The organism is Sulfobacillus thermotolerans, from assembly GCF_039623705.1.
Lineage (GTDB): Bacteria > Bacillota > Sulfobacillia > Sulfobacillales > Sulfobacillaceae > Sulfobacillus > Sulfobacillus thermotolerans.
Genome location: NZ_CP133983.1, coordinates 1111188 through 1125741 on the forward strand (window position 1 = coordinate 1111188; position 14554 = coordinate 1125741).

15 protein-coding genes are annotated in these 14554 nt (G+C 52.6%); 14 read left to right on the forward strand and 1 reads right to left on the reverse strand.

Annotated features, from left to right (window positions below):
• Positions 1 to 524 precede the first annotated feature (524 nt).
• The 14 genes from ORD20_RS05670 to ORD20_RS05735 all read left to right on the forward strand — a co-directional run bounded on the left by ORD20_RS05670 (position 525) and on the right by ORD20_RS05735 (position 14205).
• Positions 525 to 1064 carry a hypothetical protein gene (locus ORD20_RS05670; protein WP_103376613.1) on the forward strand — a complete coding sequence of 180 codons (540 nt, stop codon included), beginning with the start codon at positions 525 to 527 and terminating at the stop codon, positions 1062 to 1064.
• On the forward strand, positions 1009 to 2031 hold the full coding sequence (gene ilvC / locus ORD20_RS05675) for a ketol-acid reductoisomerase (protein ID WP_103376612.1): 1023 nt from the start codon (positions 1009 to 1011) through the stop codon (positions 2029 to 2031). Before ORD20_RS05670 ends, ilvC begins: the two co-directional genes overlap by 56 nt.
• Positions 2032 to 2046: 15 nt before the next feature.
• A complete protein-coding gene (locus ORD20_RS05680; protein ID WP_430626589.1) occupies positions 2047 to 3291 on the forward strand; it encodes a 2-isopropylmalate synthase in 1245 nt (414 codons plus the stop codon).
• A gap of 21 nt (positions 3292 to 3312) precedes the next feature.
• Complete coding sequence (gene leuB / locus ORD20_RS05685) at positions 3313 to 4395, forward strand: 3-isopropylmalate dehydrogenase (protein WP_103376610.1); 1083 nt, start codon at positions 3313 to 3315, stop codon at positions 4393 to 4395.
• The gene (locus ORD20_RS05690; RefSeq protein WP_430626590.1) at positions 4392 to 4979 is read left to right on the forward strand and encodes a thiamine pyrophosphate-binding protein; all 588 of its coding nucleotides are present in this window, start codon (positions 4392 to 4394) and stop codon (positions 4977 to 4979) included. Before leuB ends, ORD20_RS05690 begins: the two co-directional genes overlap by 4 nt.
• Positions 4931 to 5935, forward strand: a complete 1005-nt coding sequence (locus ORD20_RS05695) for a thiamine pyrophosphate-dependent enzyme (protein ID WP_430626591.1) — start codon at positions 4931 to 4933, stop codon at positions 5933 to 5935. The genes ORD20_RS05690 and ORD20_RS05695 overlap by 49 nt, the downstream gene beginning before the upstream one ends.
• Positions 5936 to 5972: 37 nt before the next feature.
• Positions 5973 to 6872: a branched-chain-amino-acid transaminase gene (gene ilvE / locus ORD20_RS05700; protein ID WP_103376608.1), complete on the forward strand. Its 900-nt coding sequence runs from the start codon at positions 5973 to 5975 to the stop codon at positions 6870 to 6872.
• Positions 6869 to 7699, forward strand: a complete 831-nt coding sequence (locus ORD20_RS05705) for a prephenate dehydratase (protein ID WP_103376607.1) — start codon at positions 6869 to 6871, stop codon at positions 7697 to 7699. Before ilvE ends, ORD20_RS05705 begins: the two co-directional genes overlap by 4 nt.
• Positions 7700 to 8131: 432 nt before the next feature.
• Positions 8132 to 9202, forward strand: a complete 1071-nt coding sequence (locus ORD20_RS05710) for an AIR synthase family protein (protein WP_103376606.1) — start codon at positions 8132 to 8134, stop codon at positions 9200 to 9202.
• Positions 9199 to 9957, forward strand: coding sequence for a bifunctional hydroxymethylpyrimidine kinase/phosphomethylpyrimidine kinase (gene thiD / locus ORD20_RS05715; RefSeq protein ID WP_430626592.1), 759 nt, complete (start codon positions 9199 to 9201; stop codon positions 9955 to 9957). Before ORD20_RS05710 ends, thiD begins: the two co-directional genes overlap by 4 nt.
• Positions 9911 to 10522, forward strand: coding sequence for a thiamine phosphate synthase (thiE, locus tag ORD20_RS05720; protein WP_103376604.1), 612 nt, complete (start codon positions 9911 to 9913; stop codon positions 10520 to 10522). Before thiD ends, thiE begins: the two co-directional genes overlap by 47 nt.
• A 17-nt stretch (positions 10523 to 10539) precedes the next feature.
• Positions 10540 to 11760: an MGDG synthase family glycosyltransferase gene (locus tag ORD20_RS05725; protein WP_430626593.1), complete on the forward strand. Its 1221-nt coding sequence runs from the start codon at positions 10540 to 10542 to the stop codon at positions 11758 to 11760.
• Positions 11747 to 12916, forward strand: a complete 1170-nt coding sequence (locus ORD20_RS05730) for an MFS transporter (RefSeq protein WP_103376600.1) — start codon at positions 11747 to 11749, stop codon at positions 12914 to 12916. The genes ORD20_RS05725 and ORD20_RS05730 overlap by 14 nt, the downstream gene beginning before the upstream one ends.
• Positions 12917 to 12954: 38 nt before the next feature.
• Positions 12955 to 14205 carry a polysaccharide deacetylase family protein gene (locus ORD20_RS05735; protein ID WP_103376599.1) on the forward strand — a complete coding sequence of 417 codons (1251 nt, stop codon included), beginning with the start codon at positions 12955 to 12957 and terminating at the stop codon, positions 14203 to 14205.
• A gap of 3 nt (positions 14206 to 14208) precedes the next feature.
• Here ORD20_RS05735 and ORD20_RS05740 read toward each other — a convergent pair whose 3' ends face one another.
• Positions 14209 to 14496: a hypothetical protein gene (locus tag ORD20_RS05740; protein ID WP_103376598.1), complete on the reverse strand. Its 288-nt coding sequence runs from the start codon at positions 14494 to 14496 to the stop codon at positions 14209 to 14211.
• Positions 14497 to 14554 lie beyond the last annotated feature (58 nt).

The following is a 14554-nucleotide window of genomic DNA, read 5'->3' on the forward strand; positions in this document are numbered from 1 at the left end:
AAAAAATATTTTACGAAATTCGGCATTTAGCCCTTGTTATTTTCAGAACGAATGGTATAGTGCTTGTATAAATTCTTAGTCGGAGTGTACCTAGGGATCCGCCCGTAGCGGTAGGACCAAGCGGTACAGGCTCTTTTCTCAAAAAGGGCTACACCATGGGGATAAAAGACTCGTGGCAGGTTCGGCAGTAACTGAACTTGCTATGGGTTTTTTTATACCTACGGCTAGATTTGAGCGATGACGGGGTATCATGGCCTCATTGCCCAGACTACAGCGACTCGAGGATGGTGGAAGCTCGAGGTTTGGCGAGGTTGTGTGTCTCACCCTTGAGCGCGCTTCCCGAGTCCAGAGTGTTCTGGAGGTAGACGAAGCCGGGTGATGTCGTTAACCATCAACGAGTCCTTTGGTCTTGCCAAGGGAAAAATAAGGGTGGTACCACGCCAACGCGTCCCTTTTAGCCAATAGCGGCTGAAGGGGTTTTTCTTTTATTAGCCATTATTTCTAAGACTTGGGGGGTGTCTCTCATGAATCCATTCATTGGGGTGGAAATGCAGGATAAGCCGGGCGCTATTCAACGTCTTTTGCTGCTTCTTGGACAGCGCAATGTTGAAATCGAACAGATGACCATTAAAAAAGACCGAGAGGCTGGTCGGCTCACTGCCATGATTGGCATTGACGCGACGGCTGAAAAAGCCCGGTGGGTAATGCGCCAATTGACAAGGCATCAGGACATTGTGCGCACCTTTCTCGCGAAGAACTCTTTTCATACGGTGCTTGTCGCTGCAGGGCCTAAGGATTCTGCTGTGCGCGATGTCCCAGCGGTCTCTTGTTCACCCATTGACGCGCATGCAGGGTACTACACCGTAGCGGGACCCCGTCACGCCGTGGACACGTGGATTGAAGAAAACCATGCCCGTGTTTTTGCTCTCTTCCCTAGTTGCTTATCGGGAAAAATCAATGACAAACACGCTCGAACTCAGACTCACCACATTCAAGGAGGATGGAATCATGAACGCAAAATTATACTACGACGACAGCGCCGATCTGAGGTGGTTAGCCGATAAGACGGTGGCGATCATTGGCTATGGGAGCCAAGGTCACGCTCACGCATTAAATCTGCGCGATTCGGGAGTCAATGTCATCATCGGTATCCGCCCAGGACATTCCCGGGACCGGGCCAACGAACAAGGGTTTCGGACGATGGACGTGAAAGATGCCGCACGTGAAGCAGACATTATTCAAATTCTTACACCCGACCATCTCCAAGGACAGTTGTTTGAAGAAGATATTTTGCCTGGCTTAGAGCCCGGCAACGCCCTAGCGTTTGCTCATGGATTTGCCATTCGGTTCAAGCAGATTATTCCACCGCCTGACGTCGATGTGTTTATGGTGGCTCCCAAGGCTCCAGGCCATTTGGTTCGCCGACTCTACGTGGAAGGTCAAGGAACTCCTGCGTTGGTGGCGGTTGAACAAGATGCGACAGGACATGCGCTGGATATGGCTCTGGCGTATGCCAAAGGTATTGGTGCCACGCGAGCCGGCGTTATCCGCACCACATTTGCGGAGGAAACGGAAACGGACTTGTTTGGCGAACAAGCGGTATTGTGCGGTGGTGTGACCAGTTTGATCCAGGCAGGGTTTGAAACGCTGACGGGCGCGGGCTATCAACCCGAAATTGCTTACTTTGAAACGTTGCACGAACTAAAACTTATTGTGGACTTGATTTATGAGGGTGGAATGGGCGCCATGTGGTATTCCGTTTCTGATACCGCAGAGTACGGCGGTTTAACCGTCGGTCCCAAAATTGTCACCGAGGAAACCAAGCAGGAGATGCAGCGTGTATTGGCGGATATTCAAAATGGTACCTTTGCCGAACGCTGGATTGCGGAAAATCAAGCGGGTCGTCCCTCGTTTAACCGGATGCGTCAGGCCGCTAAAGAACACAGTGTGGAGGACGTGGGACGCGAATTGCGATCGATGATGTCTTGGTTGAAGCCGTCAGTCGTTGAACAAGATGGGGTTGGCAAATAAGAGGGAGGTTCGTCCATGGCCGACACGGTACGCATTTTCGATACGACTTTGCGAGATGGGGAACAGTCGCCGGGCGTGGCATTGACCGCACAGGAAAAATTGGCCATTGCTGAGCAGCTGGCGCGTTTAGGGGTCGATTATCTGGAAGCAGGTTTTCCACAAGCGTCGGAGGGAGACTTTGACGCCGTGTCTCGGATTGCCTCTTCCATTCAAGGCCCATCCATAGTGGCGTTGGCCCGTTGCAATCGCCAGGATATTGAACGGGCGGCACAGGCTCTTGAAAAGGCACAAAACGCGCGCATTCATGTGTTTATCGCGACATCGCCCATTCATATGCAGGCGAAGTTGCGGATGAGCCCCGAAGAGGTGTTGGAACGCATCGATGCGATGGTGCGGTTGGCCAAGAGCTATCGTGACGACGTGGAGTTTTCGTGTGAAGACGCAACGCGTTCTCATCATGATTTTCTAATCCGGGCGGGGCGCATCGCGGTTGCGGCAGGGGCGTCGACCCTGAATTTTCCCGACACGGTCGGCTATACGAGTCCTCGAGAATATTTCCAGTTGATCACGGCCATGCGCGAAGCGATTCCTGATCCGGATGTCATCTTGTCTGTACATTGCCATGATGATCTCGGAATGGCCGTCGCTAATACATTAGCAGGCATTGAAGCTGGTTGTCGGCAAGTGGAGGTGGCCGTTAATGGCATTGGCGAACGGGCGGGGAATGCCTCATTAGAAGAGGTTGTAATGAACCTCACCGCGCGTCAAGACCAATATCAAGTCCAACACCACATCAAAACCCAAGAGATTTACCGTGCGAGCCAATTGGTCAGTAAATTAACCGGAATGACTGTACAGCCGAATAAAGCGATTGTTGGCAAAAATGCCTTTCGTCACGAGTCCGGGATCCACCAAGATGGGATGCTAAAAGACCGGTCGACGTACGAAATCATGACGCCAGAGACGGTTGGCTGGGGTCTTAGTCGGTTAGTATTAGGCAAGCATTCCGGTCGTCATGCGCTGAGACAGCGCCTTGAGGAATTGGGGCTAACCGCCACGAGCCAGCAAATCGACCAAATCCAAGCGCGGATCAAGGAACTGGGTGAGCTGAAGAGCGACATCAATGACCAAGACCTGGAGGCGGTATGGCAAGAGGAAGTGGGGCAAATTCGGCGTTCTAGGCATACGAAAGCGACAGCGATAGCATTGCACGAAGCGCTTTCCTATTTATATGAACGCACACAGAACGTCGTGGCTTAAGCCACAACCAAGGAGGACATCATGGCGAGTCACCAATTACTAGTGTTGGCTGGAGATGGAATTGGGCCCGAGGTCACGGAGTCTGCATTGAAGATTCTGGAAATTATGGCGAAGCTGGAAGATTGGCAGGTTGAAGTGGATCATGCCGCGATTGGCGGTGCTGCCATCGACCAATACGGCGATCCGTTTCCGGAGGCGACGCAGCAGGCGATTGACCGGTCTTCTGCTGTATTGTTGGGAGCGGTTGGAGGACCCAAGTGGGATAACGCGCCAAGGCGTCCAGAGGCAGGGTTGCTCGACATGCGCCAATACATGGGACTGTGGGCTAATCTACGACCGTTCGAAATGATTCCCGGTCTCGAGCATTTATCTCCATTACGACATCCTGTGATGAATGGCATTATTTTTCGAGAATTGACAGGTGGCCTTTACTTTGGGCAGCCACGGGGACGGCGGTTTTTACCAGGAGACTTGGAAGTCATTGATACGCTACAATACCGTAAATCCGAAATGACGCGGATTATACAATTGGCTTTTCAATACGCTAAGGACCACGGTTTGACATTGACGTCTGTGGACAAAGCCAATGTATTGGAAAGCTCCCGAGTATGGCGTGAAGTGACGGAAGAACTGGCTCGTCAATATCCCGACGTGCCGCTTAGCCACCGATATGTTGATGCTGCAGCTATGGATATGGTACTCAATCCGCAAAATTACCAAGTCGTGGTGACGGAAAATCTCTTTGGCGATATTTTAAGTGATTTAGCTGGGGGATTGGTGGGGTCTCTTGGACTTCTTGGTTCCTTGTCTGTGGCCGGAACTCCAGGCACGCGTGGACTATTCGAACCTGTTCATGGCTCGGCCCCCGATATTGCTGGACAAAACCGCGCGAATCCCACAGGAGCCATTTTATCCCTCGCATTTCTTGTCGGATGGAGTTGGCAAGAACACGACGCCGAGCACCTGATTCGCGAGGCTGTGACCCAGACGTTAAGCGAAGGGCCCCGAACCGTTGACTTGGGAGGTCAAGCCACGACGCAAGAATTCACGGAGGCTGTAGGCAATCGGTTAAAGGACATTTGGCAGAGGAGGAGACAGCAATGACCGGTGCAGAATTGGCGTGGGAAGTTTTGTCGAAACTCGGTACAACGGTTGTGTTTGGTGTGCCAGGCGGCGCCATTCTTCCTTTAGTAGACTCGTTAGCAACCCGCAAAGACAACCCCATTGAATTTGTGGTGTCTCGTCATGAAGCAGCTTCGATTCACGCGGCCGATGGTTATGCCCGTGTGACCGGAAAACCCGCCATTGCCATGGCGACTTCGGGCCCGGGAGGGACTAACGTCATTACTGGTCTTGTGACCGCTATGACCGATTCTGTGCCGATTGTTTTGTTGATTGGTCAAGTGCCAACCACCCTCATTGGTACCGATGCCTTCCAAGAGGCGGATTTGTTTAATATGACAATGCCTGTGGTAAAACACAGTTGGCGTATTTCAGATCCCAGTCAGGTGGCCGATGTCTTAATTGAGGCGTATGAGACCGCACGGCGTGGCCGTCCTGGCCCAGTGGTGGTGGAATTTCCTAAGAACATTTACTATACATTGGCGGCGGTGTCGTTTCAAGCGGGACCCAGGAGTATGTGCGTCAAATTGCCGAAACCTATCAATGTCCCGTTGCTCATACTCTGATGGGAGTGGGAGCATTTCCTAGCACCCATCCATTGGCGCTCGGGATGTTGGGGATGCATGGCACGTGGTATGCGAACAATGCCATTCAAAATGCGGACCTTATTTTAGCCCTTGGAGTGCGTTTTGACGATCGCGTCACGGGCAAACTGGATGAATTTGCTCCGAATGCTCACATTATCCATGTGGAAGTCGATGCGGCAGAACTGAGTAAATTGGTTCCGGCAGACATTGCCATTCGTGGAGATCTGCGAACCATTCTACCGAAGTTTGTCGAAATGGTTCCCGCGCGCACCAACGAGGAGTGGTGGGCGACCATTAATGAATGGAAAAAGGATCATCCCCTGCGTCCCCCTACGGCTCCTGACGGGAGTATCGCGACGCCCAAGGTGATGGAAATCGTCAATCGCCATCTCCAAGCTGAGGACATTGTGGTGACGGAGGTTGGTCAACATCAGATGTGGGCCGCTTTATATCTCCGCCGGGAAAAGCCACGGACTTTTCTCACCTCAGGAGGCGCCGGAACGATGGGTTATGGGTTTCCCGCGGCGATGGGCGCACAGTTTGCTGCTGAAGGCCACCGTGTGGTCCTTCTGGCGGGAGACGGGAGCTTTCAGATGAATTTGCAAGAAATGGGCACCGTGGCCCAATACAAGATCCCCATCTGGATGATTGTCCTTAATAATCAGGGACATGGCATGGTACGACAGTGGCAAGACCTTTTTCATGGCCAACGCCGTATTGGTGTCGACTTGTTGAATCCGGACTTTGTGCGACTGGCACAGTCATTTGGTATCCCAGGCTTTAGTGTGAATTCTGAAGAGGCCTTGGAAGAAGCCTTACAAACCATGGAGACGATCGAGGGGCCGATTATGCTTGAAGTTCGGGTGCCACAGGATGAACATGTTTTTCCAATGGTCCCAGCGGGGCAGCCATTATCAATGGTTCTAGAAGGATAACAGCATCGTGACGTTTGCAAAACAGGAGGAACATGGGATGGATGAACTAAAGGTCTATTTTAACGGAGTAATGGTACCCGGTAGTGAGGCCCGCGTATCCGTGTTTGATCATGGGTTTCTTTATGGGGATGGGATTTTTGAAGGCATTCGGGCATATGAAGGACGTGTATTTAAACTCGCCGAGCATCTTGACCGGCTTTACGATTCCGCCAAAAGTATTCTTTTGGAAATTCCTTATACAAAAGAGGAATTATCCGAGGCCGTGTGCGCTACTGTGCGCGCAAACAATTTGCAAGATGCCTATATTCGCTTGGTTGTTTCACGCGGTAAAGGCGATTTGGGATTAGATCCTAACAAATGTCCTGTGCCTAGTGTGATTATCATTGCGGACCGGATTGCCCTATATCCGGAAGAGTTGTATCTTAATGGCCTACAACTAGCGTCGGTTTCCACGAGGCGCCCAGCGACCGATGTGCTTAATCCCTCAATTAAGTCCCTCAATTACCTCAACAACATTCTTGCGAAGATTGAGGCGAACTTGCGCGGGCTACCAGAGGTAGTCTTATTGAACCACCAAGGCTACGTGGTGGAGGGTACAGGCGACAACATTTTTATTGTCAAAAATGGCGAGCTACTGACTCCTCCCGTCTATGCGGGAATTCTTAACGGCATTACCCGCCAATGCGTTATGGAGTTGGCGCGTGACATGGGGATTCCTTGCCGTGAGCAAAACCTGACCCTGCATGACCTGTACAATGCCGATGAGTGCTTTTTAACGGGGACAGCTGCAGAAATTGTGCCGGCGGTCGGATGTGATGGGCGTGTGATTGGGGATGGAATGGTTGGTCCAATTACGAAGCAGACACTCGAGGCGTTTAAACGGTATTCCCGTTCGACGGGAGTTCCCGTTTATGATAAAAATGTGGCGACCGCATGACAGCTGTGCCCGTGATTTATTATCAAGGCTCGCCGGGGGCTTTTAGTGAAGCCGCTATTTTGTCGCATTGGCCGCATGCAAAAGCTAAAGGGTTTGAGACTTTTGCGTTGACATTCCAAGCGCTATTGGACGACCCAAACGCGGTAGGGCTTCTCCCAATTGAAAATGCCTACCGCGGCCCCGTGTATGATGTGCTGGATTTGTTGACAGCTTCTGCCCCATTATCTATTTGGGCGGAAGCTGTCCAGCCCGTCGAGTTAGCGTTGATGGCCTATGGACATCAAGACTTGTCGCGCCTGCGCCGGGTTCGGTCGCATCCCCAGGCGCTTATGCAAAGTCAAAAATTTTGCCAAGAGCATGGGCTCGCGGTCGAAGTGGCCTTAGACACCGCGGGAAGCGCGAAGGAGTTGCTCGAAAATCCCCGGGAAGATACCGGGGCGATTGCCAGTCCAAGGGCGGCCGAAATATACGGCTTGAGCATTGTCCGTACGGGAATTCAGGACCATCCGGATAACCGGACACGGTTTTGGCTGCTGAGTCAAAAGCAACTGACTATTGAATCGCCGCTGGGATTAACCAAAACCAGTGGGGTTGTGGATTTGCCAGACGAACCCGGCTCGTTGGTTGCGTATTTGCAGGAGTTTCAAAAAGCGGGCATCAATTTGTCTAAGGTGGAGTCGCGGCCGAGACCGGGGGCGCCGTTTGCCTATCGGTTTTGGATCGATGCGGTCGGAACGGTGGATGCATTAAACGCCGCGTGGTCGGCTGGGGCTTCCCACGCGGAGTGGTCTCGCCGTTTTGGCACCTACCCCGTGTTAAGTCAATAAGGCTGTAAAGAATCGTGTTGGGTTGGCCCAGCTCTAATCTAGGAAGTTTTGGTGCGAGCGGGGCCTGACAACCAATAATCGAAAAACCGTTTGCATTTACGGGGCTGTTTCAAAAGGTATGTCGGCGGTAATGCCGTCCCTAAAGTTTGCCCGTTTTACCCTGCGTAGTGGAGGAAAAGATTCACTTTCTTCCCGGTTTTTAGGGGTAAAGTGGGAGAAAAGTTAGGGTAAGAGCCTTTTGAGACAGCCCCAATTCTACGCTGACGTATGCGGTTTTATACTTCTTTTCGTTTTCGCTTGATGCTATGCTACAAGGTGATGTCAGTTCCCAAAAAATGACGCCGAAGCGAGCAAAGAGGCCGGGCATCTCGGAACTGTGGCCGGCCTTTTAGTCTGAAACATCATTCGGCGATGGGTGAATGGAGGAACGTTGTGGGAAAGTCAGAAATGCCAGCAATGGGAAAAATTTCTCCGGAAGTGTTTCGGGACTATGTTTATCCCAATTTGGGACAAGACCGGCCTGAAGTGTTGGTTGGACCGCGTTCAGGCGTGGACATTGCGATTACTCGGGTCGCTCCGGGAACCGTAATGGCGACGACGACCGATCCGGTTTTTATAGTGCCGGCTTATGGATGGGAACGGGCGGCTTGGTTTGCCGTTCATATTCTGGCGTCGGATGCGGCTACGTCTGGACTTCCGCCCTCGTTAATGACGGTTGACTTAAATCTCCCCCTTACCATTACTACGCAAGATTTTCAAAAGCTCTGGGAAGCCTTTGCTAAAACATGTCAATCATTGGGCATTGCTGTCGTGTCAGGCCATACCGCGCGTTACGAAGGTTGCGATTTCCCTATGGTGGGAGGGGCCACTGTGATGAGTATTGGGCCGGAAGATCGCTACGTCACGACGGCCATGGCTGAGGTTGGTGATCTGTTGCTATGTACCAAAGGCGCAGCCATTGAAACAACCGGTCTAATGGCTGCAACATTTCCTGATTATATCCGTCAGCATCTGGGGCATGATCTCTGGGCACGGGCCGATGCGCTATTTGATGAGATGACTGTCGTAACAGATGCCTTAACAGCGGCTGCACAAGGGGTTCGGTCCCAGGGCGTGACGGCGATGCATGATGCCACCGAATGCGGGGTTGTGGGTGGCGTGTATGAGATTGCCGAAGCCTCAGGGCTAGGCGTAGTGATGCGTGATGAGGCGGTGATTGTGCGGGAAGAGACCAAAGCCATTTGCGATCTGACCGGCATCGACCCTCTCATTGCCATTAGCGAGGGCACCTTGTTGCTAACGGTCAAACCCCATGCGGTGGATAAAGTGATGCGGGCATTAAAGGCGCAAGGCATTGACGTGTCAGTCATTGGGGAAATGCGTCCAGCGTCTGAGGGCATGTGGCGGGAGGCTCATGGGCGACGGATGCCCTTGGTACATCCGCGCATTGACCCGTTTTGGGCGGCTTTTGGCGCTTTAGCCGCCGGGAGATCGCCCAAATGATGGCGAGAGCTTTGACGATTGCAGGATCGGATTCGGGGGGCGGGGCTGGCATTCAGGCCGACTTGAAAACCTTTATGGCATTTTCTGTTTTTGGAATGTCGGCGATTACTGCCATCACCGTGCAAAACACGGTTGGTGTTGAACGTGTCCAAGCGTTGGATCCCGAAGTCGTGGGGGCGCAAATCGACGCCGTCACCCGGGACTTGGGTACAGATGCTATCAAGATTGGCATGTTGTTTTCGAAGCCCATCATTGAGGTAGTCGCAGAGCGGCTACGCCAATGGCCTGGCATTCCTGTGGTCCTTGATCCCGTGATGCGCGCCAAAGGAGGGGCACCCCTTCTCGATCCTGGCGCGGAAAAGGCTTTGCGTGATGTACTGTTGCCCCTTGCCACCGTCGTGACTCCCAACTTGCCAGAAGCCTCGGCGTTAGTGGGATTTCCTGTGCAAACCCGTGCCGATATGCAAAAGGCTGCGCATGTTCTAGAGAATTTGGGGGTCCCCTTTGTGTTGATCAAAGGCGGTCATTTGGCGGACGAAGAGGCGGTGGATTTATTGCTGCATGAGGGCCGTGAAACATGGCTATCGGCTCCGCGAATCGAGACCTTGCATACCTGCCAAGGAGTATGTTACAAGTGCGCCGCATTCGTCATGCTCCGGGGCTTGGGCACGGACATGGGCCATTGCTTCACCACTGGGGGCAATCGCCATGGATTTAAGTTTGCACGTTTTGGTGGACCCGTTTGCCTTGTCTGAAGAATCCTTAAGGAGTGGCGTGCAAGCCATCGCTCTGGGAGGAGCGACGGTCGTGCAAATGCGCAGCAAAGACCGGTCAACACGCGAGTTAATAGACGGTGGGCGCATGCTCAAGGAATTATGTCAGAAGTATGGGTTGGCGTTTATCGTCAATGATCGGGTCGATGTGGCTTTAGCGTTAGGAGCCGATGGGGTTCATGTGGGGCAAGACGACATGCCCGTCTCCATGGTGAGAACGTTAGCGTCGCAGTTGACGGTCGGGTTATCCGTCAGTTCGCTACAAGAAGTGTTGGCGGCTGAGGCTAGTCCCCCGGACTATTTTGGTATGGGGCCGGTCTTTGCGACGGCATCAAAATCTGATGCTGGCCCGGCTGTGGGCACAAGTAAGCTTCGAGAATGGACTAGGGTCGCACAGGCCATGGCACCGGTTGTGGCCATTGGAGGCATTAGCTTGGAGAATGCAGGGGCGGTGTGGCAGTGCGGGGTTAACGGAATTGCCGTCATCTCTGCTGTCTGGCAAGCAGCGGACAAACAAGAAGCGTGCCGCAGATTAAGAGAGCACTAATAAAGGGGTGAAGACCCATGACGATGGTAAACCGATTAAAAGATTCGGCTAAGGATCAATGGCAGCAGTTGATTCACCACCCATTTGTCGCCGGAATCGGGGAGGGCACCGTGTCACATCGGCAGTTTGGGTATTTTTTGACGCAAGATGCTCTTTATCTAGGGGATTTTTTGTCCACACTCGCCGTTGCCGCGTCGCGTGCTCCGAGACGGGAATGGACAGAAACGCTCTTGCGCCACGCGGAGAATGTGACGACTGTGGAAACAGCGCTCCATGCTTCGCTGTTGCCAGCATTTGGCGTGTCGGCCGCGGATCTGGGCAGGGCAGTGCCTGGTTTAGCGACCATCGCATATACGGACCATTTGGTGCGAACGGCGTGGAGCCGCACCTGGCCGGCAACGATGGCGGCGGTCTTGCCGTGCTACCTCAGCTATCAAGAAATCGGCATTCATCTCATGAAGCAGCAGGGCAAGCTCGACGCCATTAACTTTGTGGTGATGACCGATTACAGCGTTCATTCGCAGTGGATTCATCCCGCCGTTGACATGTACTTCGTCGGTAGCGAAGATATGCGTAACGAATTACTCGACCGTAAGGTGCCTGACAGCAAAATTATGGTGTCGGGAATTCCGGTGGATGAGCGCTTTCAAGAAGAGGTCGATATCGAACGGGTGAAAGCGTCGTTAAACGTGGATGCTACTTTGCCGATTTTATTATTTATGGGCGGCGCTTATATGCCCATCGGGGAATATGTTCAAGTCCTTAAGATTCTGGATCAAGTGCGGGTACCGCATACAACCATTGTGATTGCTGGCCATGAAGCCGTGCGGATGAACTTGGCCAAACAATACTTGCCGCAGGCGGCGAATCCTATGGTCGTGCTAGGCTACGTGAATAATGTCCACGAATTGATGGCGATATCCTCGTTGCTCATTAGCAAGGCAGGAGGGCTTACGACAACGGAGTCGCTATGTCGAGGGCTGCCCACGATCATTTATCGGCCCATTCCGGGCCAAGAGGACGCCAACGCCGAATTTTTGGTGCGTAATGGCGCAGGGCGTCGAGCGCATAGTGAAGAGGATTTGGGGGAGATCGTGACGCATTTGTTAGAACACCCTTGGGAACTGAAATCCATGGCGCATCAAGCGCGCGCGTTAGGTCATGCCGACGCTGCGCAGATTGTGGCACAACAAATCTATTTGGCGCTGCAAAATGAGGAAGCTCATGCTCCAGCGTGAGCGGATGTCTTTGCCGCAGACATTATTGCTCGTGATATTGGGATTAGCGGAATTTGCCCGCGGTGCTCTCATTATTTCGTTGCTTCCTGCCTACGTGACCGGCCCCTTAGGCGCCTCGTTGACCATTGTCGGGTGGGCCCTATCGAGCCACTATTTTTTGGATACGGTCTTTAGAGGGCCTGCGGGCTGGCTGGTCGACCATATCGGAGTACCGCGGGTGTTGACGATTGGTTTGGCGATTGAGTGCTTGTCCCTTATTGGGGCGATGAATACGACGCAGCCGGCGATGATTATTGTGTTTGTTGCGCTGTTAGGCGTGGGGACGGCCACGCATTGGCCGGCTATCGTGACGGGGACAAATCGACTCACCGCGCCCGAACGGCGGGCGTCCATGATGGGCGTGGTCTTTGCGGCATGGTTAACCGGTTCAGGGTTGGGCCCGGTGCTGATTAATTTTCTCTTGGGGGGACGGGACCGTACAGCATTTCTTTTGTTGGTGATAGCGGACGTGGTAGCCTTTGCGGTGACCATCATGGTCTCTGACCCACGTTTGACCCACATTCATGAGCAGCATTTGAAGTCCCACCCCCTATGGAAAACATTGTGGCGGTTTCGCTGGGTGATTCCTGGTACCTTTGTCCAAAATATGACCCTCGGACTAATGTTGCCGATTTTGCAGCCGTTTACAACGCGGGTATTACACCTCAGTCACGTAGAATTTGCCGAATTGTTATTGGGCAGTGGCGCTTTTACCGTGATCTTACTCGTCCCCATGGGAAAAATTACGGACCGCTTTGGCTTGCGGGTTCCCCTTGTGGGCGGATTTTTCGTTGCCGGTAGTGCTTTATTGGGAATTGCCTTTTTTCGCCACTTCTTTCAATTGATCGTCTTTGGGGGTATTTTAGGGCTCTCGTATGCGATGATCTTGCCATCCTGGAACGCATTTTTAGCGGAACTCATCCCTAAGGAGATCGAGGGATGGCTTTGGGGTGTGTTTATGACCATTGAAGGATTTGGCATGTCGGTGGGTCCTATTTTAGGGACTCGGTTGTTTGCGTACCGAATTTGGCTACCCTTTGTAGCCTCAGCCATCATTTTACTCATCATGGGCACCTTTTACGCATCATTTCGCGTGCAAGACAAAATATCGGTGTAAGAAGCGCCGGCGATGAACATAGGGGGATTGCTGGATTCATGGGTTGGATTATTGGGTTACTAATCGTGATATGGGCCATCCTCTATCTCATTCCCGATCTGCTCTGGCATCAGTTGCAGTGGAAAGGGGCGCTTGGGGCTAGGGATAGCCACCAAATCGCGCTGACGTTTGATGATGGGCCGGGAGCCGATACGGCGGCCATTTTAGAGTCTTTGAATACGCACGGGGCTCATGCGACTTTTTTTGTTGTTGCTGAGCGCGCGCGTCATTATCCCGAAGTGCTTCAGGCTATCGTACAAGGCGGGCATGAAATTGGACTGCATGGGTTTCAGCATCGCTCGATGTATTTATTCTGGCCGTGGAGTGTACGGAAAGAATTGGAGCAAGGGATTGAAATTATTGAGCAAATTACGGGTGTAAGGCCGCTTGTATACCGCCCACCGTGGGGACATTTCAATCTTATGACCTACTGGGTGTCCCATCAACTGGGGTTGCGCCGTGTGCTATGGACCATTGCACCAGATGATTGGAAGCCGGGACGCACGGCCGAATTTATTGATCACTACGTGACTCAGTTAGCGCAGCCGGGAGCCATTGTTGTGATGCACGATGCGGGGGGAGACCGGACGGCGACCGCCCAAGCGGTGGCAATGATGATCCCGCAACTTAGAAAATTAGGCATGGAGCCAGTCCGTGTGTCTGACTTAAAACCGGAAGTGTCGGAATTGCGGCGGTGGTGGACGTGGTGGGAAACCCGATTTACGCGCAGCTGGGACATTGATACTATTGCTTCATCTTTAGGAGGGGATCCCGTTCTCCGCCTGGGCTATATCCGCTTTCCCTACCCGTCTATCACGCTGAGTTCGGGGCGTACGGTAAGCAAAGGTGACCCTATGGGAGAAATCCATTTTGGTAATCCGGCCTTGTCTCAAATGAGCGCGGGCCGAGCCGGAGGTTTGCGAGCTTTTCATGCTGTAATGCGTTCGCTTAGCGATCTCGCGCAGTATGTGGATGAACATCCCAAATACCAGCATATTGAAGTGGTGGGCGGGATTACGTTGTTGGATGCGACGAGCGCGATTGAGAAGTTGGGGTTTGATCGGGTCCCCGTATCGGGGTTTCGCAAATGGACGATGTGGGTCTATTTAATCTTTCTCATGGCCATTTATCATTCTGAAGGATGGCGGACATTCCATAGATTTTTGCGGCTCCATCCGGTCCTGTTGGTCATGGACCGTGAAACCTTGATGAAAAAGTATCGGCGGGCTTCGAACAAACGCCAAGCTTGACACTTAAGACTTGGGACTTTCTTTGGCGGTCACTATGGCTAAGAGACGGGTACGAAACTCGGGGTTATCCTTAAGACGGCCTACGAGGTCTAAGACAATGCCTTCTAAATAACTGTGGCCTTCGGAAGATCCAGGACGCATCCAAGATACCATGACATCCGCGAGAATGCCGGAAATTAGCTCTTCTCCTGCCGGGGAGTCTAGAAACTTGCGGAACCAGCGTTCAATACGCGGCTCCAGAAATGCCTCAAACCGCTCTTCTAATTGTTGTTCCACGTTGAACAGTCGCACGGGTGTACCCTCCTTATCCCACAGGGTGTGATATCGCTATCCTACCATGTCAGGCGTT